The 25,044-nt window shown below is 41.8% G+C and carries 25 protein-coding genes and 1 riboswitch; of the genes, 15 read left to right on the top strand and 10 right to left on the bottom strand.

Features of this window, described 5'->3' with window-relative positions:
* From AAFN85_RS26160 to AAFN85_RS26150, 3 genes are all read left to right on the top strand, one after another.
* Positions 1 to 1,104, top strand: a complete 1,104-nt coding sequence (locus tag AAFN85_RS26160) for an efflux RND transporter periplasmic adaptor subunit (RefSeq protein ID WP_347530814.1) — start codon at positions 1 to 3, stop codon at positions 1,102 to 1,104.
* 25 nt (positions 1,105 to 1,129) lie between these two features.
* Positions 1,130 to 4,564: an efflux RND transporter permease subunit gene (locus AAFN85_RS26155; RefSeq protein ID WP_347530813.1), complete on the top strand. Its 3,435-nt coding sequence runs from the start codon at positions 1,130 to 1,132 to the stop codon at positions 4,562 to 4,564.
* A gap of 144 nt (positions 4,565 to 4,708) precedes the next feature.
* Positions 4,709 to 5,194 carry a DUF4126 family protein gene (locus AAFN85_RS26150; protein WP_347530812.1) on the top strand — a complete coding sequence of 162 codons (486 nt, stop codon included), beginning with the start codon at positions 4,709 to 4,711 and terminating at the stop codon, positions 5,192 to 5,194.
* Here the strand turns inward: AAFN85_RS26150 and AAFN85_RS26145 are convergent.
* On the bottom strand, positions 5,191 to 6,387 hold the full coding sequence (locus AAFN85_RS26145) for a mechanosensitive ion channel family protein (RefSeq protein WP_347530811.1): 1,197 nt from the start codon (positions 6,385 to 6,387) through the stop codon (positions 5,191 to 5,193). The two genes, AAFN85_RS26150 and AAFN85_RS26145, sit on opposite strands and share 4 nt — an antisense overlap.
* A 110-nt stretch (positions 6,388 to 6,497) precedes the next feature.
* Between AAFN85_RS26145 and AAFN85_RS26140 the strand changes: the two genes are divergently transcribed.
* Positions 6,498 to 7,115 carry a TetR/AcrR family transcriptional regulator gene (locus tag AAFN85_RS26140; protein ID WP_347530810.1) on the top strand — a complete coding sequence of 206 codons (618 nt, stop codon included), beginning with the start codon at positions 6,498 to 6,500 and terminating at the stop codon, positions 7,113 to 7,115.
* Positions 7,116 to 7,416: 301 nt separating this feature from the next.
* Here AAFN85_RS26140 and AAFN85_RS26135 read toward each other — a convergent pair whose 3' ends face one another.
* The 3 genes from AAFN85_RS26135 to AAFN85_RS26125 form a co-directional block, all read right to left on the bottom strand.
* Positions 7,417 to 7,833 carry an OsmC family protein gene (locus tag AAFN85_RS26135; protein WP_347530809.1) on the bottom strand — a complete coding sequence of 139 codons (417 nt, stop codon included), beginning with the start codon at positions 7,831 to 7,833 and terminating at the stop codon, positions 7,417 to 7,419.
* A gap of 17 nt (positions 7,834 to 7,850) precedes the next feature.
* Positions 7,851 to 8,270, bottom strand: a complete 420-nt coding sequence (locus AAFN85_RS26130) for a hypothetical protein (RefSeq protein WP_347530808.1) — start codon at positions 8,268 to 8,270, stop codon at positions 7,851 to 7,853.
* 92 nt (positions 8,271 to 8,362) lie between these two features.
* On the bottom strand, positions 8,363 to 9,610 hold the full coding sequence (locus AAFN85_RS26125; protein WP_347530807.1) for a nucleoside recognition domain-containing protein: 1,248 nt from the start codon (positions 9,608 to 9,610) through the stop codon (positions 8,363 to 8,365).
* Positions 9,611 to 9,674: 64 nt separating this feature from the next.
* Here AAFN85_RS26125 and AAFN85_RS26120 point away from each other — a divergent pair, with 64 nt between their 5' ends.
* The 5 genes from AAFN85_RS26120 (at position 9,675) to AAFN85_RS26100 (ending at position 13,589) form a co-directional block, all read left to right on the top strand.
* Positions 9,675 to 10,109 carry a DinB family protein gene (locus AAFN85_RS26120; RefSeq protein WP_347530806.1) on the top strand — a complete coding sequence of 145 codons (435 nt, stop codon included), beginning with the start codon at positions 9,675 to 9,677 and terminating at the stop codon, positions 10,107 to 10,109.
* Positions 10,109 to 10,525 carry a DUF3052 domain-containing protein gene (locus AAFN85_RS26115; RefSeq protein WP_347530805.1) on the top strand — a complete coding sequence of 139 codons (417 nt, stop codon included), beginning with the start codon at positions 10,109 to 10,111 and terminating at the stop codon, positions 10,523 to 10,525. Before AAFN85_RS26120 ends, AAFN85_RS26115 begins: the two co-directional genes overlap by 1 nt.
* 92 nt (positions 10,526 to 10,617) lie before the next feature.
* Positions 10,618 to 11,046, top strand: coding sequence for an OsmC family protein (locus AAFN85_RS26110; RefSeq protein WP_347530803.1), 429 nt, complete (start codon positions 10,618 to 10,620; stop codon positions 11,044 to 11,046).
* Between the two features lie 21 nt (positions 11,047 to 11,067).
* Positions 11,068 to 11,907, top strand: coding sequence for a maleylpyruvate isomerase N-terminal domain-containing protein (locus tag AAFN85_RS26105; RefSeq protein ID WP_347530801.1), 840 nt, complete (start codon positions 11,068 to 11,070; stop codon positions 11,905 to 11,907).
* Positions 11,908 to 12,215: 308 nt separating this feature from the next.
* On the top strand, positions 12,216 to 13,589 hold the full coding sequence (locus tag AAFN85_RS26100) for an OmpA family protein (RefSeq protein WP_347530800.1): 1,374 nt from the start codon (positions 12,216 to 12,218) through the stop codon (positions 13,587 to 13,589).
* 67 nt (positions 13,590 to 13,656) lie between these two features.
* On the opposite strand, the gene AAFN85_RS26095 is transcribed toward AAFN85_RS26100, so the two are convergent.
* Positions 13,657 to 14,043: an SRPBCC domain-containing protein gene (locus tag AAFN85_RS26095; RefSeq protein WP_347530799.1), complete on the bottom strand. Its 387-nt coding sequence runs from the start codon at positions 14,041 to 14,043 to the stop codon at positions 13,657 to 13,659.
* Positions 14,044 to 14,066: 23 nt separating this feature from the next.
* A complete protein-coding gene (locus tag AAFN85_RS26090) occupies positions 14,067 to 14,660 on the bottom strand; it encodes an acetate uptake transporter (RefSeq protein ID WP_347530798.1) in 594 nt (197 codons plus the stop codon).
* A gap of 106 nt (positions 14,661 to 14,766) precedes the next feature.
* Here AAFN85_RS26090 and gpmA point away from each other — a divergent pair, with 106 nt between their 5' ends.
* Complete coding sequence (gene gpmA, locus AAFN85_RS26085; protein WP_347530797.1) at positions 14,767 to 15,456, top strand: 2,3-diphosphoglycerate-dependent phosphoglycerate mutase; 690 nt, start codon at positions 14,767 to 14,769, stop codon at positions 15,454 to 15,456.
* Positions 15,457 to 15,541: 85 nt separating this feature from the next.
* On the top strand, positions 15,542 to 16,024 hold the full coding sequence (locus tag AAFN85_RS26080; RefSeq protein WP_347530796.1) for a hypothetical protein: 483 nt from the start codon (positions 15,542 to 15,544) through the stop codon (positions 16,022 to 16,024).
* 71 nt (positions 16,025 to 16,095) lie between these two features.
* Here AAFN85_RS26080 and AAFN85_RS26075 read toward each other — a convergent pair whose 3' ends face one another.
* The 4 genes from AAFN85_RS26075 to AAFN85_RS26060 all read right to left on the bottom strand — a co-directional run bounded on the left by AAFN85_RS26075 (position 16,096) and on the right by AAFN85_RS26060 (position 21,515).
* Entirely contained in the window at positions 16,096 to 17,331 is a 1,236-nt protein-coding gene (locus AAFN85_RS26075; protein ID WP_347530795.1) for a homoserine dehydrogenase, read from the bottom strand.
* Positions 17,331 to 18,386, bottom strand: a complete 1,056-nt coding sequence (gene metX / locus AAFN85_RS26070) for a homoserine O-acetyltransferase (protein ID WP_347530794.1) — start codon at positions 18,384 to 18,386, stop codon at positions 17,331 to 17,333. The genes AAFN85_RS26075 and metX overlap by 1 nt, the downstream gene beginning before the upstream one ends.
* Before the next feature lie 94 nt (positions 18,387 to 18,480).
* Entirely contained in the window at positions 18,481 to 19,794 is a 1,314-nt protein-coding gene (locus AAFN85_RS26065; RefSeq protein ID WP_347530793.1) for an O-acetylhomoserine aminocarboxypropyltransferase/cysteine synthase, read from the bottom strand.
* A 249-nt stretch (positions 19,795 to 20,043) separates the two neighbouring features.
* Positions 20,044 to 20,154, bottom strand: a riboswitch (SAM riboswitch).
* A gap of 242 nt (positions 20,155 to 20,396) precedes the next feature.
* Complete coding sequence (locus AAFN85_RS26060) at positions 20,397 to 21,515, bottom strand: aminotransferase class I/II-fold pyridoxal phosphate-dependent enzyme (protein ID WP_347530792.1); 1,119 nt, start codon at positions 21,513 to 21,515, stop codon at positions 20,397 to 20,399.
* A 99-nt stretch (positions 21,516 to 21,614) separates the two neighbouring features.
* Here AAFN85_RS26060 and AAFN85_RS26055 point away from each other — a divergent pair, with 99 nt between their 5' ends.
* From AAFN85_RS26055 to AAFN85_RS26040, 4 genes are all read left to right on the top strand, one after another.
* The gene (locus AAFN85_RS26055) at positions 21,615 to 22,139 is read left to right on the top strand and encodes a hypothetical protein (RefSeq protein WP_347530791.1); all 525 of its coding nucleotides are present in this window, start codon (positions 21,615 to 21,617) and stop codon (positions 22,137 to 22,139) included.
* A 93-nt stretch (positions 22,140 to 22,232) separates the two neighbouring features.
* Positions 22,233 to 23,426, top strand: coding sequence for an aminofutalosine synthase MqnE (mqnE, locus tag AAFN85_RS26050; RefSeq protein ID WP_347531107.1), 1,194 nt, complete (start codon positions 22,233 to 22,235; stop codon positions 23,424 to 23,426).
* A gap of 90 nt (positions 23,427 to 23,516) precedes the next feature.
* Complete coding sequence (locus AAFN85_RS26045; RefSeq protein ID WP_347530790.1) at positions 23,517 to 24,149, top strand: histidine phosphatase family protein; 633 nt, start codon at positions 23,517 to 23,519, stop codon at positions 24,147 to 24,149.
* Positions 24,150 to 24,154: 5 nt separating this feature from the next.
* Positions 24,155 to 24,898 carry a menaquinone biosynthesis protein gene (locus AAFN85_RS26040; protein WP_347530789.1) on the top strand — a complete coding sequence of 248 codons (744 nt, stop codon included), beginning with the start codon at positions 24,155 to 24,157 and terminating at the stop codon, positions 24,896 to 24,898.
* The last annotated feature ends 146 nt before the right edge of the window (positions 24,899 to 25,044 follow it).

The raw sequence follows: 25,044 nt of genomic DNA, 5'->3' as shown, positions 1-25,044 counted from the left end.
ATGAAGAAATTTATATACATACCATTCCTGGTTTTGCTGGCTGCCTGCTCAAGCAAGCCTAAAGATAAAAAGGCCGAACTTGACGACCTTAAAAAACAACAAGCCGACCTGGGCGCCAAAATTGCCAAACTGCAATCAGAAATTGGCACTACCGATTCTGGTAAAACAACAGATGTTAGTGCTATTGAAGTGAAAGCTGGCAGCTTCACTAATTATGTACAAATTCAGGGTAAAATTGATGCGCAGGATAACGTTACTGCCTATCCGCAAACTCAGGCTACTATTACAGCTATTTACGTAAAGGCTGGTCAGCATGTAAGTAAGGGGCAAACTTTAGCGCAGTTGGATAATAGCGTAATGCAACAAAATATTGCACAAAGTGAAGCTCAGGTGAGCCTGAACCAACAACTGTTTGATCGTCAGAAAAATCTTTGGGATCAAAAAATAGGCACTGAAGTTCAGTACTTACAAGCTCAAACCAATTTACAAAGCAGTAAAAAGGCTTTGGATGCTTTGAAAAAACAATCAGCTTTCTTCCGTATCGTATCACCTATCAACGGTACAATTGATCAGATGGATTTGAAGCTTGGTCAGGTTGCTACCCCTGGTCAAACAGGGATCCGCATTGTAAATGCCGACGTTTTGAAAGTTAAGGCTGATGTCCCTGAATCGTACTCAAGCAGTGTAAACACCGGTAATGATGTTAAAATATTAGTGCCCGATGCCAATGATTCGTTGGTTACTAAAGTAACTTTTGCTGCAAAGGCCATCGATCCAACTTCGCGCAGCTTTGCTGTTGAGATCAAATTGCCGGTACGCAGCACGCTTCGCCCTAACATGACGGCCATTATAAAAATTGCCGATTATTCGAAGGGTAATACAATCGCCGTACCGGTTAAGGCTATCCAAAAATCAGAAAATGGCGATTATGTTTTTGTTAATCAAGGTAATGCCGCTAAACGTGTAAATGTTAAAGCAGGTATAACCTATGGTGGCCAGACAGAAATTTTATCAGGACTGAAAGTTGGCGACCAACTAATTGTTGAGGGCGCTACTGAGGTAGAGGACGGCGATAAAGTTAAGGTTGTTCAGTCAGGTAATTAGTTGTTAATCAATTGATCTGTTCATTATGAAAGATGTGAAAAAGGAATTTGGCCCGTCAAGTTGGGCTATCGATAACAAAACTGCCGTATATGTGCTCATTTTTTTGATCACAGTATTGGGCCTGATCAGCTATAACACATTACCGAAAGAGAACTTTCCGGATATAGCGCAATCAAAAGTATTTGTTCGAACACCATTTTTGGGGCAATCGCCTCAAAACGTTGAGAACCTGGTTACCCGCCAGATAGAGAAACAATTAAAATCATTAAAAGGGTTAAAGAAGGTTACATCAAATTCGGCCCAAAACATATCTACTATCACCGCCGAATTCCAGGCTGATGTTAAGATAAAGGATGCCAAGATCGATGTAAAAGACGCGGTTGATAAAGCAAAACAGGATTTGCCGCAAGGTGATCCTAACTTAAAGGAGTCGATCATTTCTGATATTAATGTTGCTGATTTGCCTATCTTATACATCAACATATCCGGTGATTACGATTTGAAACGCCTGAAAGAATATGCTGATCTACTAAAAGACGAAATAGAAAGTTACAAGGAAATATCGAAGGTTGACGAAGTTGGTGCTTTAACGCCCGAAATTCAGATCAATGTTGATTTGAATAAGATGGCCGCGGCGCAGGTTAGCTTTAGCGATATTAATCAGATGGTGGGATATGAAAATATCCTGTCGTCGGCCGGTAGTATTAAATCGGATGGGGTGCGCCGCAGCATCGACATCAAAAAGGATTTTAAAGATGCCGATGAGGTAGCCGCCATGGTGATCAGGAACCCGAAAGGGCAGGCTGTTTACCTGCGCGATATTGCCGATGTTAAAGATTCGTTTTTAGAGCAGGAGAGCTATGCCCGTTTAAAAACCCCGGATAACCCGAACTTTAAAAATGTTATAACGCTTAATGTAAGTAAACGTGCCGGCGAAAACCTGATAGAAGCTTCGGACAAGATCAATGAGCTTATTAAGCTGAAACAAAAAACAGTTTTCCCTAAAGGTCTTGACATCACCGTAACAGGCGACCAATCTGACAAAACCCGTACAACACTGAATGACCTTATTAACACCATTGTAATTGGTTTTATTTTGGTAACGGTGATCCTGATGTTTTTTATGGGTACAACCAACGCTATATTCGTTGCACTCTCAGTACCGCTATCATGCTTTATAGCATTCCTGATAATGCCTGCTATCGGCTTTACGCTCAACATGATCGTACTGTTCTCATTCCTGCTGGCCTTGGGTATTGTGGTGGATGATGCCATTGTGGTTATTGAAAACACGCACCGTATTTTTGATAACGGCAAGGTGCCTATTAAAGAGGCAGCTAAAATGGCTGCCGGCGAAGTTTTCTTACCGGTATTTTCAGGTACAATGACCACGCTTGCACCGTTTATCCCATTAGCTTTCTGGAATAGTTTAATAGGGCACTTTATGTTCTTCCTGCCAATAACGCTTATTATTACATTATTAGCATCGTTGGTGGTTGCTTATATCATGAACCCGGTATTCGCGGTTGATTTTATGAAACCCCACCATAAAGGCGAGCATGATAACCCTAAGTTTGATAAAAAAACTGTTCGTGTACTGATTGTATTATCAGTTTTAGCCGTGTTGAGTTACCTGATGTTCATTGCTGGGAAATGGACTATGGGTATGGGCAACTTTATCGTGTTTATAATCTTCTTATACCTGCTTAATCATTTTGTATTGTTAAGGGTGATTGACAGGTTTCAAAATAATGCATGGCCTAAGTTTCAAAAGTGGTACGCCAAATGGCTGGAGCGTGCCGTACACAGGCCCGTAACCGTTTTAGGGGGTACTTTTGTACTGTTTGTACTTGCTTTAGTAATAAACCATTTCTTAGGCAAAACACCTGAATTTTTCCCTTCCGGCGATCCCAACTTTGCCTATGTGTATGTGGCAATGCCAATTGGCACCGATCAGGCCACTACAAATGAGGTTACCAGGAAACTTGAAAAGCGTGTTGCTGAAATTGTAGAACCCGATAAAGATATTGTATCATCTGTAATATCAAACGTTACCACAGGCGTAACCGATCCAACCGATGAGGATCAGGGAGATTATGAAAACAAAAGTAAAATAACTGTGGCTTTTGTTGAATTTGGTAAACGTAACGGGAAAGACACCAAGGATATATTAAAGAGGATCCGTGGGGCTGTACAAGGAGTGCCAGGTGCAAAAATTTCAGTAACGCAGGAAAACAGCGGTCCGCCGGTACAAAAAGATATCAGTATCGAACTCATTGGCGATAACCTTGATTCTCTGGTTAAAACCGGCGACCGTTTAAAGTATTTCATCGCTAAACAAAATATAGCAGGTATTGAAAACCTTGTTGCAGATGTACAGAATGACAAACCCGAAATTGTTTTCGATATTAACAGGGAACGGGCAAATCGCGAGGGCATCAGCACCAAAACTATTACCGATGCTTTGCAGACTTCTGTATTCGGTACACCGGCGGGCAACTTCCGTAACACCAAAGAGGATGATTACAAAATACAGGTACGCGCTTTAGAAAGTCAGCGGGGTAATTTAGATGAGTTACGTAACATCAAAATCACTTATCGCGATCTTGCAACCGGTGGTGCTATACGCCAGGTGCCTATATCAGCATTTACCGATATCAGATATACCAATACTTATAGTAACATTAAGCGCAAGCAACAGCGCAGGGTATTAACATTAGGATCGAACGTAATAAAACCATACAACGCCAATGATGTAAATGCTAATATTTTAAAAGCGATCGGCAGCTTTAAAAAATCCGACAACATCATTATCAGGCAGGGGGGCGGCCAGGAAGATCAGATGGAAGCCGTAATATTTCTTGGTGGTGCTTTAGCTACCTCATTTGGTTTGATCCTGATTATTTTAATGATTCAATTTAACTCGATAGGTAAAACGCTGATCATTATCAGCGAGATATTTTTCAGTATAATAGGCGTATTGTTAGGTGTAAGTTTATTCGGCATGACCATGGCCATCGTAATGACAGGCGTTGGTATCATAGCACTGGCCGGTGTGGTAGTACGTAACGGTATCTTATTGGTTGAATTTACGGATATGCTGATAGAGCAAGGCGCAAGTGTTCACGATGCTGTGGTAGAAGCAGGCCACACCCGTATGACACCAGTATTGCTTACCGCTACTGCGGCTATATTGGGCTTAATACCGCTGGCGGTTGGTTTCAATATCGACTTTGTGGAGATGTTTAGCCACTTTAAACCACATATTCATTTTGGTGGCGATAACGTGGCCTTCTGGGGGCCTTTAGCATGGACTATGATCTTCGGTTTAGGGTTTGCTACAATTATTACGCTCATATTGGTACCATGTATGTACCTTATCCGTTATAACCTTAAAAACTATTTTTTCGGTAAAAAGGATACTAAACCTGCCGATGTTTTTGAAGCAGAAACGGTGTAAACCCAACAAATCAACTTAACCAGCATAAAGGCCGCACCATTTGGAGCGGCTTTTGTGTTTTAGTAAATCCTGAAATGAACAAAAATTTAAGCGGAACATAAATTGATGTTATCGGTTATCTAAAGCATAGCTTCAGCATAAATCATGAAATCCACACCATCTAAACAAATTTTGCAGGCGACTGCACTTGGCATATTAGCAGGAATGCGTACAACGGCAGCTATGGTTGCCGCTACACATATCCTTAGCCGTGGGCGATTTAAACGCCTTGGCGGTTCACCATTAAGGTTCATGCAATCACCAACTGTTGCAACTGTTTGTAAAGTAATATCTGTTAGCGAAATAGTAGTTGATAAACTACCTTCAACACCAAATCGCACTGAACCAGGGGGCGTAATTGGAAGGAGTTTATCCGGTGCACTGGCTGGTGCAGCTATTTGTAAAGCAGCCGGTGGCAAGGCTTTAACGGGTGCTTTAATAGGCGGAGCTACGGCAATAGCCTCAACGTATGCCGGTTATTTTTTACGTAAAAATATCGTTAAAAGCAGTCACATTCCAGATCCTGTAATAGGAGGGGTTGAGGATATTTTAACTATAGGTGCAGGTGTTACCCTGTGCGCAAATGCTTAATTACCCACCTGCGGTTGCACATATTTCTCCAGTGCACCAAGATTACTGATCTCGTTACGTGAACGTGGCAAGCTACCCGGGTAGTTTTTCTGAATAAAAGTGATCAGGTTTTCGCGGATAAAACATCGCAGATCGAAAGCGTTTGATGAAGTGCTGGCGCTCATTAAAACCCGGATCTCTATGGTATGTTCTTTTACATCGGTTACCTGCACTACTTTAACACGCTTATCCCAAAGGTTGGTTGTTACAATAAGGCGTTCAAATTCGTCGCGGATGGCATCTACAGGTACGGTATGGTCCATGTATAAGAAAACTGTACCAAGGATATCTGCCGATGTGCGGGTCCAGTTTTGAAATGGCTTTTGGATAAAATAATTTATGGGGAGGATGAGCCTGCGCTCATCCCAAATTTTTAATACCACATAGGTGAGGGTGATCTCTTCTACACGTCCCCACTCACCTTCAACAACCAGCACATCGTCTATACGGATAGGCTGCGTAAAGGCTATCTGAAAACCGGCCAACAAATTACCCAATGATGATTGTGCCGCAAAGCCCACTATAATACCGCCAATACCTACACCGGTAAGCAAGCCTGTGCCAATTTTGCGCATGCTTTCAAAACTAAGCAGAATGATGGCTATGGTTAAAAAGATGATAGTTACAACAATGATCTTCCTGATAAACTGGATCTGGGTGCGAACCTTCCGCTCTTTCAGGTTATCTACCTTGTTCAAATCGTAGGTGTGATAAATGTAATCTTCCAATATCCGTACCGAACGCACAAGCAAACCTGCAAAAGAAATGGTAAGTAATATCTCGAAGGTTTTATCAATGGGCTTGTAGTAAACAGCGTTCATCCGCATTAAGGGCGATAGGATATTGAACAAAAAAAGTGGGATAAAGTAAGCTACTGCAGGCCCCAGGTTTACCAATATTGAACGAAGAATAGAGTAGGAGGTATCCTTCTTTTTTGCATAAAGTTTAAACAGGCGGGTAATGATGAACTTTATAATGAGGCCTACAAGTATTGCTACCGAGGCGATGATCAGGTTCCATAAAAATGAGGGAACCCGGTGCGAAAATTCAACCCAGTCGGCAGGTAAGCTGTTTTCAATATCCATAGCTAATAAGAATGTTTTCCCTTGTAAAATAGTTGGAATGTAAAATTGTTTTAGCAAAAGGCCCTTCATAAGTGTTGTTACATATAGTTTAGTGAATTTTTGATAGTTTTGTTAAAAAAGTCAGGAAATCGATTGTTTTGATTTTTTGTTTACCTGTTTAAATAAATTTTAACGATCACATGGCAGCAGCGAATGACCAGCAGGATATAAAAAGAGAAAAGATCTTAGAAGCATCTCATCAGCGCTTTCTACATTATGGTTATTCAAAAACTACCATGAACGAGATTGCTGGCGACCTGTCTATGTCGAAAGCTTTGCTTTATTATTACTTCCCTGATAAAAGCCAGCTGTACATAGCCGTAATGCGCAAGCTTGCTAATGATTATCTTAAAACGCTTGAAAGCAGGATAGGTACATTCGCCAATTTAAATGAGGCTTTTACATTCCAGGTAAATACGCATCATGAGTTTATTGTAAACAATTACAACTTTTTTGATTTTTTCAGACTGAATGAGCAAAACCTGCCCGAAACCATCTGGCAAATAGTGGGCGAAGTGCATGCCACTGAACTTAGATTACTTAGCGACGCTATCAAAACCGAAGTAGAAAAAGGCGCGATAAAACCTATTAACAATCCTGATGAGGTTGTTGATGTATTGATGGACGCGCTGCACGGCATCAGGGTAGGAGCAATTTCTCAAAAGAAAACAAACTTCCCCCGCAAAGAGCATCTCGAAGAAATTCACACCAAAAAACTGCTCCTGGTAGATATTTTTATTAAAGGATTGATGTATTAGTTTTAGTTGACAGACTGAAGTTAAAAACCGTTTTTTTGACTTATAACTTCATACTAACGAGTTCGGACTTCGCAATATCAGTCATCAAAAAGTATAAAACGCCCGCACTGTCAGTTAGTCGTCAAAAAGGACTCAGGGGTTAATTCCGACTTGTTATTATAGGTACATTTGTTTCTACAAATAATTCAATAGCTACAAATACCTGCTATCTAAAATTATTTATACTAAAAATACTTCTTTTTTAAGAGGTGATTGTTTTAGAGTGATTTAGCCGGTGTGGTTTAATACCATACCGGCTTTTTTATGGGTTTTGTATTACAGTATTGATAGCGATATTCCCCACCAGTATTTTATGTACAGGGCAGGCATCAGCTATTTTAAGCAGCCTTTCACGTTGCTCTGCATTTATCTCGCCTTTAAAACTTAGTTTAGTTTCTATGCGGGTGCCATTCGGGGTTTTAAACATTTCTATATCGGCCCTGATCTCATCTATCGGCCACATTTTGCGATTGATATACATACGCAAGGTTATAACCGTACAACTGGCCAGGCTTGCCAGCAACAAGCTAAAGGGATTCATACCGGTATCCGTCCCGTCCGATTTTACCGGCTCATCGGCCACAAGGGCGTGGCCGCCACTGGTAACTATGGTTTGATATTGGCTACGGGCAATTACCGCGTTGGCACTTTCTATTAATTCCGATTCGGTGTTTTCCATAGACGAAGTTAAAACCGTTATTGTGAACTTTCATTAATATCAACCATCGACCAGTTTTTTTTCAAAAATTTTGCCCCGCCGTTGTATTTTAAAATCATTTGAAAATTAGTGCGGTTTGTACGTCCGCGTTCATCAACAGACGTTACGTAGGATTTTATGACGTACACCGAATCTGATTTTTTACCAAATTGGTAACCGTCTTCAGGAAAAGAGGTGTTAGTTGTTCTGATAGTGGGTATCACAAACTCCTGTGCAATTTTGTAAGCATCATCGGCATTAGGCATTTTGCCGAAGGAGAGAATGTCAGATGCACCGCCCGAGGTGGCAAATTTGATCATTATAAACACAAATACCAGCGCTACGATCATAATAGCATACACGCCCTTCATAGCCCTCTTTTTTTTGAGGTGCTTGTCTTTAAGATAAGTTTTTTCCATTAGTTTATAACCGGGGAATCAAAAGTAACAATAAAATCAATTAACAACCCTGAGGCGTAAAATTGATTTCGCTGTTTACGGAAAAACGGTTATCAGGGTTGATGTCCAAAAAACAAATAGGCGATAAATATAGCTGCAACAACGCCCGCCAAATCGGCAATTAGGCCAGCTGGAATAGCGTAGCGCGATTTTTTGATACCTACTGAGCCGAAATAAAGGGCAACGATATAGAAAGTTGTATCTGCAGAACCATTAAATATCCCGGCCAGGCGACCGGCAAATTTATCAACGCCAAATTGCTGCATCACAGTGATCATCATTCCTTTTGATCCCGAGCCGCTTAAAGGTTTTAAATAAGCAACGGGCATGGCATCAACAAAACGCGTATCTAACCCCAGTTGAACGCAGATCCAGCGCAGGCCTTCATTCATATAATCCAACGCGCCACAACTTCTAAAAACAGCTATACCTACCAGCATAGCTACCAGGTAGGGGATTATTTTTATAGAGGTTTCAAAGCCGCCTTTCGCTCCCTCAACAAAAACTTCAAATACGTTTACTTTTTTTATTAGGCCGCCAACAATGAATATCACGGGGATAGTGAATAGCATCACGTTGCTCACTATAGATGATACTGTACCTATTTGTTCGCGGGTTAATTGAGTGGTAAAATACCACACTATCAATGCTATAAATGTGGTAACACCACCCAGCCAGCCGATGATCACTCTATCAAAAAGATTGATCTTTTGCCTAATGGCGACCGCTATAAGTCCCACTACTGTAGCTACATATGTGGCAATAATACATGGGAGAAAAACCTCGGCGGGATCTTTTGAATTGAGTATGGCTCGTTGTGCTATGATGGTAACGGGAAGTAGTTGTAAACCCGAAGTATGCAGCACCAAAAACATGATCTGCGCGTTTGAGGCAGTTTCCTTGTCCTTGTTCAGCTCCTGTAAACTGCCCATCGCCCTTAAACCAAGCGGGGTAGCCGCATTATCAAGCCCTAAAAGATTGGCCGAAAAATTCATCATCATCTGGCCGGTAGCCGGATGATCTTTAGGGACATCAGGAAAAAGACGGCTGAAAAAAGGGCTTACTATGCGCGATAAAAAATTAATTGCCCCGGCTTTTTCGCCGATATTCAATATGCCCAGCCAAAACGCCATTGAACCGGCCAGTGGTAGCGCTATATCCATTACCGATGATTTGGAAGAATTAAACAAACCTTCAACCAGTAATTTGAACGCTTCGGTATCGCCAAAAAAAACTAATTTTATAAGCGACACCACAAAAGCAATTACAAAAAACGCTATCCAGATATAGTTAAGGGCCATAGTAATGTTTAAGGCTTTGAAGTTAGCGCTTTTGTTGTTGAATATGAAATAATGATACCTGCCAATGAACTCAACTATCAGTAAACTTAATGAAACCATTAACGCGGTAAGGCAGCTAAAGAACCAACAGGTTGATTGGGCGCACAAAGCATCGCCCTTAAAATGGTCGAAGAAAGAAGTAATAGGGCACCTGATTGATAGCGCGCAGATCAATTTACAAAGGTTTGTGCGTTGCACTTACGAAGAAGGTTTCCGGCTTACTTATGAGCAGGTAGAATGGGTAAAGGCAGCCCGGTATCAACATGCAGACATTGATGATCTGATAGATTTATGGGCGTTATTGAACCTGCAAATTGCAAGGGTACTGGAAAATTATCCTGCCGATAGATTGACAGCGAAATGTGATAACAGCAAACATGAACCAAACCTACAAACGGTAGAATGGCTTGCGGCAGATTATGTTGAGCATATGTTACATCACTTAAAAGATATACTGTAATGGCAGGATATTCGGAAACGCCGCCGGCAAAAAAGCTTGGTATTAAATCAAATTCGGTAGTGGCGCTGATAAACCCGCCTAAGCATTATATGGAGTTATTCAGCGATATGCCTGCCGATGCGCTTTTTGTTGACGATGTTACTATCCGGAAAGATCTGATCCATTTTTTTACCAAAAGCCTGGATGAGTATAGGCAAATGCTTCCTACGCTAATGAAGCAAATTAAACCCGACGGGATGATCTGGGTATCGTGGCCAAAAAAAGCATCGAAAGTAGTTACTGATATTACCGAAGATCTGATCCGGAATTACGCCATATCAATTGGCCTGGTTGATATAAAAGTTTGTGCGGTTGATGAGGTATGGTCGGGTTTGAAACTGGTGATCCCGGTAAAAGACCGGAAATATGCGGATTAAGTCATTTTTGGTTAAAAGCTGTTAAACAAAGCGTAGCGTGTTTTTGCATTCGGCTGCAATTGTATAACTTCGTACTGTAATATCTAAACACTATGGCTCAGATTGAATTAAAACGTGTACATGGCGATTTCGGCTTTGAAGCCGTTGATTCCATTGGTCACACTGTAAAAATGGACAGCAGTCCGGAAAGCGGCGGCCAGGATTTTGGTATCCGCCCAATGCAAATGTTATTAATGGGCCTTGCCGGCTGCTCGGCAATTGATGTGATCAGCATCCTTAAAAAGCAACGCCAGGAAGTTGTTGATTACAAAATGGTAGTAAACGGCGAACGTGAAGCAGGTGTTGAACCTTCACTATGGCAGGATGTAGATATCGAGTTTCATATTTACGGTAATGTTGATTATGATAAGGCGGTACGCGCTGCCGAACTTTCTATTAACAAATACTGCTCGGTTGCAGCTACATTATCAAAAGCAGGTGCCGATATTAAGTGGAAGGTAGAAGTACATCCGGCACAATAATATTTTTAATAGTTTAAATAAATGGAGGAGCAGGAGATACCTATTAGAACAGTACACCTGTTCCCCATTTTAAATCAAAAGCTGATAGAGCTGCTCAAGTCACTATCAGCCGATGACTGGAATAAACCTACCGTTGCCCGCCTGTGGAAGGTTAAAGATATCGCCGCCCATCTTTTGGATGGAAACATACGTACCATCTCATCTTCTCATCAACACCCTGGCGATCCGCCATCTGCACCTATTAACAGCTATCAGGATCTTGTAAGTTACCTGAACGGCTTAAATGCCACTTGGGTACAGGCCATGAAGCAAATGAGCCCACAGCTACTCATTGAGCTTTTAGAAATAACAGGGAAACAGTTCAATGAAATTATTGCCGGGCTTGATCCCTTTGCGCAATCACAATTTTCGGTTGCGTGGGCAGGAGAGGAGCACTCGTTAAACTGGTTTCACATAGCGCGCGAATACACAGAGAAATTCCATCATCAACAACAAATTCGCGAAGCGGTGGGCAGGCAAGGCATTATTACTGCCGAATTGTTTTATCCCTGTATAGATACGTTTATGCGAGGCTTACCGCATGCTTATCGCGATGTTGAAGCCGCTGAGGATTCCCTTATCCAAATAGATGTTAGAGGAGAGGCCGGTGGAAGCTGGTTTTTACAATACAATAACAGCAGTTGGAACCTGAAAAAAACTCTTGATAAACAACCTGATACGATTGTAAGCTTATCGCCAGATACTGCCTGGAAGGTATTTACTAAAGCCATTACCCCACAATTGGCCATTAAAATTTCTGAGATTAGTGGAAATATTAACCTTGGCGAAAATTTATTCAATTTAGTAGCCGTAATGGCTTAAACCAATTTTGTTTATTTACCCCCTTACAGTACAAAACTGTATTCTTTTTAACTCACTGACCATATTATACAAAAAGTCAAATAGTGCCGACTGATTTGCCTTATTAAACAACCTGAATTGTGTCATAAAAACACGATGGATTACCGTAGTGTATCAGCGTTTTATATGAAATTTCAAGTCTTTTCTTTTCTGAGATTATTAAAGCCTTTCTGGCCTGTTTAAACTATGCTTTTATTTTGATGGCATCAATGTTGACTTACCGGGTGTACGTTTCACTGAATGTTAAACGTATAATTAAACTTACTAATATGAAAACAAATTTAAAGAAAGCCTCACTACTCCTTACCGGAGTTTTGGTAGGCAGCAAGTTATTCGCGCAAGCACCCGATACATCAGCAGCTAAAGATTATGTTAGACCATTTTCGGGCGGAGATCAATTTCGCAGCTGGTCTATAGGCGTACACGGTGGCTTATTAACCCCTTACACTATTTTTGGCCGTAATGCCCACCAGGATTTTACTCATCCAAGCGAGCAATTTGGTTACGGCGCTTACATTAAAAAACAAATTTTACCATCATTTGGCTTACAAGCCGATTTCCTTCGCGGTGAAGTATCATCTTCAAACAGTCACGTAACCGCGGCAGGTACCAACACTTATGATTCGTACTCTACAAAACTAAACTGGTCGGCAGCGTTGAGCGCCAACTTCACATTGGCTAATATCAACTGGCGACACGACAGGCCATTTATCCAGCCTTACTTAACAGCAGGTGCAGGATACATGAACTACACACCAAGGATAACCCCGGCCGGTGGCCAACAGCAAAATTTCAAACAAACCGATAATGGCCATATTGGCGAAGTATTTATCCCTGTTGGCTTAGGTTTGAAGTTTAACCTTGCTCCGGGTGTAAACCTTGATATGGGTTACCAGGTTAACTTTGTACAGTCTGATAACTTCGATGGGTACAACTTTGGCACTGGCGATGACAGGTTCTCATACGCTCACATAGGTTTAGAGTTTGCTTTAGGCAGCAGGAAAAAACCTCAGTTGGCTGTTCATAATCCGGTATCATCAATGCGTACTGAGTATATGGTTGAAAACCAACGTACACGTGCCGAATTGCAACAACAAATTGATGCCGAAAAAGCAAGAAACGCTCAGTTGGCAAGTGATTTAGCTGCAACGAATGCTAACCTTGCTAAGTTAACTACAGATAGTGACGGTGACGGTGTTGTGGATGTAAACGACAAATGCCCTAACACACCTGCCGGTCAAAAAGTAGATGGCTCCGGTTGTCCTTTAGCTAAACCAGTAGTTTATATTACCGAAGAGGATAAAAAAGTAGTTAAAGACGCGATCAAAAACCTTGAGTTTGATTTAGGCAAAGCTACCATCCGCGATCATTCATACCCAAGTTTGGATAGGGTAGCGCAATTATTGGTTGATAAAAACTTCAGCCTGAAACTTGCGGGTCATACTGATAACACCGGTTCTGCCGATTTGAACATGCGTTTATCAAAAGAACGTGCTGAATCAGTTAAATCGTATTTGGCAAGCAAAGGTGCTAACCCATCACGTATTGAAGCAACAGGTTATGGTCAAACCCAGCCTATCGCTACAAACAAAACAGCGGCAGGCCGTCAGGCTAACCGTAGGGTTGAGTTTACCTTATATTAATAGGTAAGCTACTTAAACAAAGAAAGCCGCTCAATTTGAGCGGCTTTCTTTGTTTATAAAGTATTGCTTAATATCCTTCAAAAAAATCTATCAGGCCACCAAAATAGCTATCGTTCCAGCCGCCAACTATATCATCATAATCGCTATCAGGAATATTGGTATGCCTTAACTCGGCCGAAGTACTACCGTTTTTATCCGGGTGAAGTTTTATCGTCACTATTGAGTTATCACTCTCACCCTCGAAATACCATTGCTGTACAACTTTTTTATTCGGCTCAAATTCGATGTTTTTCCCTACAATGCTACCATCCCACATTGAAAATTCTGAATTGGGTTCGGTAGACATTTGCGCTACTTCGCCGGTCCATAATTCAATAGTAATAGGGTTGGTGATGGCCATATAGATCTCTTCGGGAGTGGCCGGTATGCTGTAATATTTTTTGTAATCTTTCACTGGTGCAAGTTAGCACAATTAATTCAATCCTTTACAGGGCCAATCGGCAAAACAGTTTTGCCGTAAACCTCGTTCAACACCTGTGCTACACCTGTATAAATAGCTGATGCACCGCATACAATTCCCTCATAACCGGCCAGATGTTTGATGCTCGCGTTTCCGGTAGCATCACCAGCAACCAACAAAAAGAAAAGCACGGTTAATGAAGCGAATACAAATTGCAAAGCCCGGTTTAGTTTTAGCGTTCCAAAAAACAGCAGCAACGTAAATATGCCCCAAATACTCAGGTAAGCGATCATGGCACCTTCAGATGGCGCGGTCCCCCAACCAAGTTTTGGCATTACCAATAAGCCAACTAACGACAGCCAGAAAAAGCCATAAGATGTAAAAGCGGTAAGGCCAAAAGTATTGTTCTTTTTAGCTTCAATAACACCGGCTATAACCTGGGCCAGGCCACCGTAAAAAATGCCCATGCCCAATATCATAGTATTCATTTCAAAAAAGCCGGCATTATGAATGTTTAATAAAACGGTGGTCATGCCGAAGGCACATAACCCAAGCGGGGCGGGGTTGGCAATGCCATCCTTCACCGGTGCAGGTGTGGTAGGAAGTGTCATAAATAAGTTTTGGTTTAATTTGGTTTGTACCGCAAGCTAACTGATTTATAAATATTAAGCAAGTTTTTAACAACCCTTAAGCTATTTTTGCGTTATCAAATTACCTATGCAAAAAATAGTATTGATCCGCCACGGCGAAAGTGTTTTTAATCAGCAAAACAGGTTTACCGGCTGGGAAGATGTAGATCTATCCGATAAAGGATACGAGCAAGCCAGGCAAGCAGGCAAACTGCTCAATAAAAACGGCTATAACTTTGATGTTGGTTTTACCTCATACCTAAAGCGATCCATTAAAACACTTCATTATATCCTGGAAGAACTTGACCACCTCTGGATCCCGGTAGAAAAATCATGGCGCTTGAATGAGCGCTTTTATGGTGCGCTACAGGGGTTAAATAAGGATGAAACGATAGCTAAATATGGTGCGGAGCAGGTGCAAAAATGGCGACGTGACCCCAATGAGCGCCCGCCTGCAGTTACCAAAGATGATCCGCGTTATCCTGGTCATGATTTACGGTATAAATACCTTACCGAGCGCGAATTACCGCTAACCGAAAACCTGAGCGAAACTATGGACAGGGTATTGCCCTTTTGGAACGAAAGGATTGTAAGGGCTATGCGCCGTAACCAAAAGGTTGTTGTGGCGGCTCATGGCAATAGTCTACGGTCGCTAATAAAATATATTGATAATTTGAGTGATGATGAGGTGACTAATTTAGAGATCCCTACAGCAGTGCCACTGGTTTATGAATTGGATGAGGGGTTGAACAGAATCAGGCATTATTATTTGGAATAGTTACCGGCGGAGTTTCATTTCTCTTTTACTTGTGGTACAATTGTTTATCTTGTAGCCATAACCAATTTAACCCTAATTAACGAGAATGAAAAAATCCGACATCTATGAGGTCGCCATTAAAATACTGGGTATTTATCTCCTGGTGGCTGATATTTCCAAACTACCCGGCCTGCTCACTTTTATAGGCAACCACGTAGCCTCAACAACCGAGCAAGGGAGCGAACAAGGCAATTTATTGATGGTTAACGGTCTCAATTTTATTTTCCTGATAGTATTAGCCATTTTGTTGATTGCAGGTACCAAAAAAATCACGCGCTGGCTTACCTCTCCTTCAGACTACCAGGAAAACGCTAAACTATTTGCCGAACGCAAGGTGATATTTGAAATAGCGCTTGTAATTATAGGGGGATTGTTGCTGGTAGGTACAATTCCAGATTTTTTATACCGTTTATATAACCTCACAACTGCCAATGATCAAAGTATTGTGATCTCGGCGGGGGCGAAGATCTTTATCGGTATTATAACCGTAGCTTTTGCAAAACGATTAGGGACTTACTTTGCCAGATAATCCAAATAAACAATAAACTAAAAAGGCTTCCCAAATTGAGAAGCCTTTTTTATTATAAGCCGAAGAATCTACTAAAAAACTTCGGCCGATTGTTTAGCTGCCGATGCTAAGCTGACCCCCGTAAGCTGATCGGCAAAGGCTACGAAAGCCTTGCTGTCAGATATACGATGTTGGTTGGCGATCAGATTTTGTAAATTGATTTTTCCTATAACAAATTTATAACTGCCTGAATAATAGCGCTCATTTATGTGTTCAAAGTTCAGCGCCTCAACCAATTCCTCGTCATCATAGCGCAAATACACCGTTAATTCAATGTTATTGGTAAAATTGAGGTCGGTTTTTTCTTTTGCTTTTTTGTATTCGTACTGGTAGTTATAGCGTAAAGCGGCTATGTCAGATAGCACAGCAGAGCCGGTAGGGTGGCCACCAGCGCCTTTTCCGAAGAAAAATTGCTGATCGGCAAAGGCTGCCTGTACCGTTACGCCATTGTATTCATACTCCACGTTATATAAAAACTCGGTGTCGTTTACAAATTTAGGTAGTACAAAGAGGGCTACATTGCGGTCGTCCAGTTCTTTAGCTACCGGTACCAGTTTAATTTTTAGGTTTTTTTCGCGGGCATATTGCAAATCGGCAGCGGCAAGGTTTTGAATACCTAAGTTAAATACCTCATCAGGTTGTACAACTACGCCATAGGCATGGGCAGCGGCAATAACCAGTTTGTATTTAGCATCATAGCCACCAACATCGCTGGTTGGGTCGGTTTCGGCAAAGCCAAGGTCTTGCGCTTGTTTCAGGGCGCTATGGTAATCTAACCCTTCAATAAAACCTTTTGATAGAATGTAGTTTGATGAACCGTTGAATATACCGCTGATAGAGTGCAACAATTCGTTATCATAATACTCCTCAAGGTTCCGGATAATAGGGATACTACCGCAAACCGCTCCTTCATATAGTAATGAAGTGCCGTATTGTTGCTGGATCTCGATCAACTCCTCCAAATGCAGGGCGATCATTTTTTTGCTGGCCGAAACCACATTTTTGCCCGATTTTAAAGCCCTTGATACAATTTCGAAAGCAGCTTCAGTATCATTGATCAGCTCAACGATAGTATTGATCTCGGGGTTGTTAAGCAGTTCTTCTTTATCAGTAGTAAATAATTCGGCCGGTAACGAACGCTTTTTGTTAGGATCTTTAATGGCGAATTTTACTATCTCGATGTTTAATTTTTTTGTTTTTACAATATCATATAAACCCTGGCCTACTACTCCAAAACCAAATAGACCGATATTTAACTTTTTACTCATTACGCTGTACGTTGCAGTTCTATAATTTTTCCTTTCACATCGGTTTTAAAAAACGATGTAAATATGTTTGTTAATGCTTCTGTTTCAATTAAAAATCCGTCGTGTCCATAAAACGAATCCAGTTGGGCAAAGGCCGCTTTAGGGATCTGCCTGAACAGGAATTGCTGCTCCTCTACAGGGAACAACACATCCGACGAGATGCCGATAACCAAAGTTTTAGCTTTGATCTGGCTTAAAGCTTTTTCTACCCCGTTGCGTCCGCGACCAACATTGTGCGAATCCATCACCTTAGTAAGGTACCAATAGCTATAGGCATTATAACGGTTCACCAGTTTTTGCCCCTGGTAGTTTTGGTATGATGATGAGCGGAAATCATCCTTTACATCATCGCTTTCTTCCTGCTGGGTTAAGCCATAGGTTTTATAAGTACGATAACTTAACAACGCGATGCTGCGTGCCGCCTTTAAACCATTCTGGCCACCATCGGGCGTGTTATTATTAAAAGTAGGATCGGCGGTAAGTGCTAAACGTTGCGACTCGTTAAAGGCAATGCCCCATGGCGAATGCTTGGCATTGGTGGCTATCAAAATAAGGTTTTTGATACGCTCAGGTTCGGTAATGGCCCACTCCATGGCCTGTTGGCCACCTAACGAACCGCCTATCAATACACTGATATGATTAATTTGTAAGTGTGCGGCAAGCAACTGGTGCGCCTTCACCATATCCCTTGTGGTAAACTGAGGATAGGTAAGATAATATGGCTCACCAGTAGCAGGGTTAATGCTTAGCGGACTTGTAGTGCCATAAGGCGAACCCAAAATGTTAGCACAAACAATAAAATGCTCTTCGGGATTAAAAAAATAGCCCTCGCCAATCAAACCTTTCCACCAGTCGAATACGTCGCTATTGGCGGTAAGCGCGTGGCAAACCCAAATTACATTATTTTTCTCTTTATTTAAACGGCCATAGGTATGGAAGCCTATCTCTAAACCCTCCAGCGTTTGGCCCGATTCAAACTCAAAAGTATCAGTGTATTTAAATATCTCTGCGTTCATTCTTTTGTTTGTTATTCCAGGCGCAACCGGCTTTGCATTCAGGTTGCTGCCTGTAATAACGTTTACTATATCACTTAAAAAAAACTATACATTGTTAAACTAACTCAGCCTCTCTGATCTTTGCAAAAGCCTGCTCAAAATCGGCTTTGATATCATCAATATGCTCAATGCCAACTGACACCCGTAATGACGTTGGCTTAACACCGGCCGATAATTGCTCTTCCTCAGATAATTGCTGGTGCGTTGTTGCCGATGGTTGAATGATCAGTGTTTTCGCATCGCCCACGTTGGCTAAATGGCTTACCAGTTTCAGGTTATTGATCAGCTGACTGGCCAATTCTTTATCACCTTTAATTTCGAACGATAATACACCGCCGAAACCATTTTTTAAATATTTTTTAGCCAGGTCATGGTATGGTGATGATTCCAATCCTGGGTAGTTCACTGTTGCCACCTGCGGATGCTGCTCCAGCCATTTGGCCAGTTGCAAAGCATTATCAACATGGCGCTGAACCCTTAATGAAAGTGTTTCCAATCCCTGGATATTCAACCAAGCGTTAAACGGCGATTGCGACGGACCGAAATCCCTCAAGCCTTCCACACGGGCGCGAATAATAAACTGAATGTTTCCAAACGGACCGCCGATTCCAAATACATCGTTAAATACCAGCCCGTGGTAGCCTTCAGACGGTTCGGTGAATTGTGGGAATTTTCCATTGCCCCAATTGTAATTACCGGCATCAATAATAGCGCCGCCTATACTTGTACCATGCCCGCCAATCCATTTAGTGGTTGATTCAACAACCACGTTAGCGCCATGTTCAATAGGGCGGAACAGGTAACCACCTGCGCCAAAAGTATTATCAACTATTAAAGGCAGATCATGATTTTTGGCGACCGCGCTTACTTTCTCAAAATCGGCAATGGTAAAGCCCGGGTTACCTATGGTTTCCAGGTAAATAGCTTTTGTTTTATCATCAATAAGTGCCTCAATGCTGGCCGCGGTATCATCTTTAGCAAAGCGTACTGTGATGCCTAAGCGTTTAAAAGCAACTTTAAACTGGTTGTAGGTACCACCGTATAAAAAAGGAGAGGTAACAAAGTTATCTCCGGCCTGTAAAATATTATTCAGCGCGATAAATTGGGCCGCCTGACCCGATGCTGTGGCCAATGCCGCAACGCCACCCTCTAATGCCGCTATGCGTTTCTCAAACACATCGGTAGTTGGGTTCATGAGGCGGGTATAAATATTGCCAAACTCCTTCAGGGCAAACAAGTTTGCGCCATGTTCGGCACTGTTAAATACGTAAGAGGTAGTTTGGTAAAGCGGTACAGCGCGTGAACCTGTTGTTGGATCAACTTCCTGACCGGCATGTAATTGTAGTGTTTCGAATTTTAAGGCAGACATAGTTTTGTGATTTTTTATGTGTTTAATTTAGATTTTAAATGTTAGATGGATTTTGACAAAGCCGGTTGTGAAATAACCGGTTTAACAATGCACGCCTTTTCCGGAGATAGAAAACAAGAGTGCGCTAAGCATCAACAGCAGCAACACATACAAATACAGCTAATAGGAGAGCTAATATATTGTACGTTACCAGTTAAGGTGTAAAAAGTGTTGTGTTGCGTAAATTTAATTAAACTTTTCATGGTTATAAATTTATATTCCCCGGTGTTATTTGCCGGGACAGGAATTGGCACCTTCTTCAACATTGAAGGGTTGCCAGCGGGTCATTGAGCCTGATCTCTCGCCGCTTCTTTATAAATCAAAACCCGAACTATGTGCGGAGTATTGATCGACTTTGGTATTGCTACCAAATAATGTTGCGAATATAAGGGGTTATGGGGTTATGTACCAAATTTTATTTCAGAAAGGAGGATTAAGGTCAAAGGCGAAAGGAGTTTTTAAGCTGAAAGGATAAAGGCGAAAGGCAAAAGGTTTTCGTAAGGCGGATATTTCAGACCTCCCAAATGCTTTTATCTTTCGCCTTTATCCTTTTGCCTTTCACCTCACCAAGCGAGGGCCTGTTCCAAATCCGCTATCAAATCATCAATATGCTCCAATCCAACCGAAACCCTCAGCAGGTTACGTGGCGTTTTGGTATCCGGCCCCTCAACTGTTGCGCGATGTTCTATTAAACTTTCAACTCCGCCAAGGCTGGTAGCTTTGATAAAGAGTTTTAATTTATTGATGATGTTATGCGTATCGTTTTCATCACCTTTAATAATAAAGGATAACATTCCGCCAAAAGCAAGCATCTGATCTTTAGCTATTACATGCTGCGGATGTGATGGCAAACCGGGATACATTACTTTCTCTACGTTAGGATGTTGTTCAAGATATTCGGCCAGCAATTGCGCGTTTTGTACATGACCTTTTACTCGGTACGGCAAAGTTTTAATACTGCGCACCAAATAATAGCAATCCATAGGCGAGGGGATAGCGCCGCCCATTTCCTGTACCTGGCGAATTTTTGCCCACCAGTCGCTCTTCTCTGCTGTGATCAAAGCTCCGCCCATCAGGTCGCTATGCCCGCCGAAATATTTAGTGGCGGAGTGCATCACTATATCGGCACCCAACTCAAGCGGTCGCTGGCAAATTGGGGTGGCAAAAGTATTATCGCACAAAACTTTAATCCCTTTTGCTTTGGCAATTGCAACTGCCTTTTTTATATCAGTTATTTTAAGAAGTGGGTTTGACGGGGTTTCAATCCAGATCAATCCTGTTTCTGGTTTGATATGTTGTTGTAAAACGGCCTCATCATTTACATCAATAAAATCAAACGTCAAAATACCTGCAAACAGGTTTTTAAGCTGATTGCGCAGGCCATGATACATATCATCGGGTGCGATAATATGTGTGCCCGGTGCAAGCGATTGAAATACCGACATACCCGCGGCATTCCCCGATGAAAATGAAGCAGCTTCAACACCGCCTTCTAATTGAGCGAGTACACGCTCTAAACCGTGCCTGTTGGGATTAGCCGAACGACTGTAAATATAGCCTGCCGGGAATCCGCCATCTTCACCGCGCTCAAAGGTTGTTGACATAATGACGGGTTGAATCACGGCCCTTGTTGCTTCATCAACATGGTTACCGGCGTGTATAGCTATAGTTTCAGTTTTCATGGCGTATTGTGTGATATCGCCCAAAGTAAAAAAGAATATTTGTGATTAGCTGTAGCGTTTTTCTATTTTTAACCGAATAGGTTATAAAACCTCGCCATTATGAAAAAAGCCTTTATCCTTATACTCTTCATTATTACCGGTTTTGCCGCCTGCAAAAAAGATGTTAACGATCCTGCTTATGATAAAAGCTACAAAGCATGGCAAAACTTTAAAGCCGAAAGTAAAAACTCGTACACTTATACGGTAACATCCGGTTCGGTATTCGGGTTTGGTTCAGAAACAAAGATCACCGTTGAAAAAGGAGCTGTGACTGCCCGCGACTATTATTCATATAGATTAGAGTATCAACAAGGTTCCAATGTTCCGCCAACTAAAAAAACACTTGAACTGTGGCACGAAGATAAGGCTGCAATAGGGCAACATAGCTCAGGCGCTTTGGCAATTACCCTGGAAGAGGTTTATAAAAAAGCAAAAAACGAATGGCTTAGTGCTGATAAAAGTAAGAATACGGTGTACTTCGAGAATAAAAATAATGGCATGATATCAATGGCGGTTTATGTACCCAACGGTTGCCAGGACGATTGCTCGATAGGGATCCACATCAGCGAGATCAAAGCTCTGTAACTTTAATGTAATTTACCGTCAAATTTGGTCGATATGCGTTATAACGCATATTACTTTTATGCTTTTTTGTACATTTGGCGGAAATTTATAATGATGCAAAATTCAGATAATTTACAGTTTTTACTTAACGATCCGAATTTATCTGCTGACTTAAAGCACATTGCCCAAAAGGTACTAAATAAACAACGCATCACTTTTGATGAAGGCGTTTTGCTTTATGAGCAGGGCGAGCTTGGATATCTCGGCGCTTTAGCCAATCATATCCGCCAGGAGCGCCACGGCGACAAAACTTATTTCAACCGCAATTTCCATATCGAGCCAACCAATCTTTGCGTTTACGATTGCAAATTTTGTTCGTACTCACGCCTGCTGAAACAAAAATCAGAAGGGTGGGAATACACCATGGATGAGATGTTTGATATGGTAACCAAATACGATGGCGAACCGGTTACTGAAGTGCACATTGTAGGCGGTGTATTGCCCCAATACGATGTGCCTTTTTATCAGCAATTATTCGCCCGTATCCGCGCCCACAGGCCCGAGCTGCATATCAAAGCGCTTACCCCGGTTGAATATCACTACATTTTCAAAAAAGCCAAGATCGACTACGCGACAGGCATGCGACTGATGAAGGAAGCCGGTCTGGATTCAATCCCCGGTGGTGGTGCTGAGATCTTCGACCCGGAAATAAGAGATCAAATTTCAAAAGATAAATGTACTGCAGATCAATGGCTGGCTATTCACGAAGAATGGCACAAGCTTGGTGCCCGTTCAAACGCTACCATGCTTTACGGCCATATTGAGCAATACAAGCATCGGGTTGATCATATGGAACGCCTGCGCCAATTGCAGGATAAAACCGGTGGTTTCCAAACCTTCATTCCGCTTAAATTCAGGAATAAGGATAACCAGATGTCGCACGTACCTGAGGTTTCTGTTATAGAGGATTTGCGTAACTATGCTGTAGCACGTATTTACCTGGATAACTTTGATCATATTAAGGCTTATTGGGCGATGATCAGCCGTACAACCGCGCAGCTTTCGCTTAATTTTGGTGTGGATGATATTGATGGTACGTTAGATGATACTACCAAAATTTACTCGATGGCAGGTGCTGAGGAGCAAAATCCAGGCATGAGCACCAAGCAATTAGTTGAGTTAATTAAACATGTAGATCGCCAGCCAATAGAGCGTGATACCTTATATAATGTGGTAACAGATTACACTAATTTTGAGTTTGAGAACGAACCCAAACCTCAATATTATAGGTTACCGGTTATTAACTAAGCTCAAAGCCAAAGGCTGAAAGCTTAAAGCAAAAAAGACACAAAGCAAAAAAGCTTTAGGCCTTCGGCTTTAAGCTTTCAGCTCAAAAATATGGTACAAAAAACCTTATACATAGTACGCCACGGGCAAACGGAATTTAATAAGTTAGGCATTATTCAAGGCCGCGGAGTTAATACTGACCTTAACGATGAAGGCCGTAAACAAGCCCGCCAGTTTTTTGAGGCTTATAAAACAGTTCCGTTTGATAAGATCTACATATCTGCGCTGAAGCGTACACAACAAAGTATCCAACCCTTTATCGACCGTGGCATCCCTTTCGAAAAGCTTTCGGGTTTAGACGAATTAGCTTGGGGTGTGCATGAAGGGCAGGCACCTACGGCAGACAATAAAGCAGCTTTTTTGCAGATCATGCGCGATTGGCTGGATGGCAAGCTGGATAGTAAATTTGAAGGCGGCGAAAGTCCGCTGGAAGTTGAGAAACGCCAGCGTGAAGCTTTGGAGGTCATCATGAGCCATCCCGAAGAAAAAACAGTGCTGATCTGTATGCACGGTCGTGCCATGCGTTTGCTGCTATGTATCCTTACAGGCAAACCATTATCCGAAATGGATAATTTTCCACATCAAAACCTGGTACTCTATAAGGTAACCTACAACGGCGAAAAATTCGAGATCGTCGATTTTAATAACGCCGAACATTTAAAACATTCCGAAGAACAGAAATAGCTATTGTGAACAAGATCAGAATATCAGCGGTAAGCTACACTAATACCAAACCCTTTTTATACGGCATCCAACATACCGACATTATTAACAAGATCGACCTGAGCCTGGATATGCCGGCCGATTGCGCTCAAAAACTCATTGATGATGTGGTTGATATCGGCCTTATCCCGGTCGCGGCAACATTAAGCCTTCCTCAATGGGAAATAGTATCCGACTATTGCATTGGTGCCATTGGCGCTGTCAATTCGGTATTCATCTTCAGTAATTGCGATATTAAAGATGTGAAAACCATTCAACTCGATCCGCAATCGCGCTCATCAAATAACCTGGCCCGCGTGCTGATGAAAAATCACTGGCAGGTAAGCCCGGAACAAATTGTTAATGCGCCGGATTACTCACAATCAACCGATGAGCAAACCGCCTTTGTACAAATAGGCGACCGCACCTTCGGAAAAAAAGATCAATATAAATACGTTTATGACCTTGCCGAAGAATGGCAAAAAATGACTGGTCTGCCATTCACTTTTGCAGCCTGGATAGCCAACAAGCCCATCCCGCAGGAGTTTATGGATGAGTTTAATCAGGCGCTTAAATATGGGTTAGATCACCGTGAAGATTTGTTTAAAGAGATGGACATGCGCGATGATTTTGATTTGGTTGATTATTTGATGGTGAAGATAGACTATGATTTGACCGGGGATAAGAAGAAAGCGTTGTATATGTTTTTGGATTATATAAAGGCGTTGTAGTTTTAAGGCAATTTTATCTTCTAAACGTCATTGCTGTAAAGGTTAGATAATTCGGTAACAGAATTAACAAGCAATAAAAAACGTTAATTCAATTATGCGGAACATCAATAATGATCTAACCTTAAAGCGGAATTATCTGAGTAAAT

The organism is Mucilaginibacter sp. CAU 1740 (genome assembly GCF_039839285.1).
Lineage (GTDB): Bacteria > Bacteroidota > Bacteroidia > Sphingobacteriales > Sphingobacteriaceae > Mucilaginibacter.
The sequence above is the reverse complement of the archived record's forward strand: the minus strand, read 5'-3'. Positions and strand labels throughout refer to the sequence as shown.

Coding starts and splice junctions, on each gene's coding strand:
- AAFN85_RS26120 (WP_347530806.1), top strand. CDS start 9,675: ATGAACTCAACTATCAGTAAACTTAATGAAACCATTAACGCGGTAAGG.
- mqnE (WP_347531107.1), top strand. CDS start 22,233: ATGCAAAATTCAGATAATTTACAGTTTTTACTTAACGATCCGAATTTA.
- AAFN85_RS26105 (WP_347530801.1), top strand. CDS start 11,068: ATGGAGGAGCAGGAGATACCTATTAGAACAGTACACCTGTTCCCCATT.
- AAFN85_RS26090 (WP_347530798.1), bottom strand. CDS start 14,660: ATGACACTTCCTACCACACCTGCACCGGTGAAGGATGGCATTGCCAAC.
- metX (WP_347530794.1), bottom strand. CDS start 18,386: ATGAACGCAGAGATATTTAAATACACTGATACTTTTGAGTTTGAATCG.
- AAFN85_RS26140 (WP_347530810.1), top strand. CDS start 6,498: ATGGCAGCAGCGAATGACCAGCAGGATATAAAAAGAGAAAAGATCTTA.
- AAFN85_RS26110 (WP_347530803.1), top strand. CDS start 10,618: ATGGCTCAGATTGAATTAAAACGTGTACATGGCGATTTCGGCTTTGAA.
- AAFN85_RS26075 (WP_347530795.1), bottom strand. CDS start 17,331: ATGAGTAAAAAGTTAAATATCGGTCTATTTGGTTTTGGAGTAGTAGGC.
- AAFN85_RS26045 (WP_347530790.1), top strand. CDS start 23,517: ATGGTACAAAAAACCTTATACATAGTACGCCACGGGCAAACGGAATTT.
- AAFN85_RS26130 (WP_347530808.1), bottom strand. CDS start 8,270: ATGGAAAAAACTTATCTTAAAGACAAGCACCTCAAAAAAAAGAGGGCT.
- AAFN85_RS26160 (WP_347530814.1), top strand. CDS start 1: ATGAAGAAATTTATATACATACCATTCCTGGTTTTGCTGGCTGCCTGC.
- AAFN85_RS26100 (WP_347530800.1), top strand. CDS start 12,216: ATGAAAACAAATTTAAAGAAAGCCTCACTACTCCTTACCGGAGTTTTG.
- AAFN85_RS26150 (WP_347530812.1), top strand. CDS start 4,709: ATGAAATCCACACCATCTAAACAAATTTTGCAGGCGACTGCACTTGGC.
- AAFN85_RS26135 (WP_347530809.1), bottom strand. CDS start 7,833: ATGGAAAACACCGAATCGGAATTAATAGAAAGTGCCAACGCGGTAATT.
- AAFN85_RS26145 (WP_347530811.1), bottom strand. CDS start 6,387: ATGAAGGGCCTTTTGCTAAAACAATTTTACATTCCAACTATTTTACAA.
- gpmA (WP_347530797.1), top strand. CDS start 14,767: ATGCAAAAAATAGTATTGATCCGCCACGGCGAAAGTGTTTTTAATCAG.
- AAFN85_RS26065 (WP_347530793.1), bottom strand. CDS start 19,794: ATGTCTGCCTTAAAATTCGAAACACTACAATTACATGCCGGTCAGGAA.
- AAFN85_RS26155 (WP_347530813.1), top strand. CDS start 1,130: ATGAAAGATGTGAAAAAGGAATTTGGCCCGTCAAGTTGGGCTATCGAT.
- AAFN85_RS26080 (WP_347530796.1), top strand. CDS start 15,542: ATGAAAAAATCCGACATCTATGAGGTCGCCATTAAAATACTGGGTATT.
- AAFN85_RS26060 (WP_347530792.1), bottom strand. CDS start 21,515: ATGAAAACTGAAACTATAGCTATACACGCCGGTAACCATGTTGATGAA.
- AAFN85_RS26125 (WP_347530807.1), bottom strand. CDS start 9,610: ATGGCCCTTAACTATATCTGGATAGCGTTTTTTGTAATTGCTTTTGTG.
- AAFN85_RS26055 (WP_347530791.1), top strand. CDS start 21,615: ATGAAAAAAGCCTTTATCCTTATACTCTTCATTATTACCGGTTTTGCC.
- AAFN85_RS26115 (WP_347530805.1), top strand. CDS start 10,109: ATGGCAGGATATTCGGAAACGCCGCCGGCAAAAAAGCTTGGTATTAAA.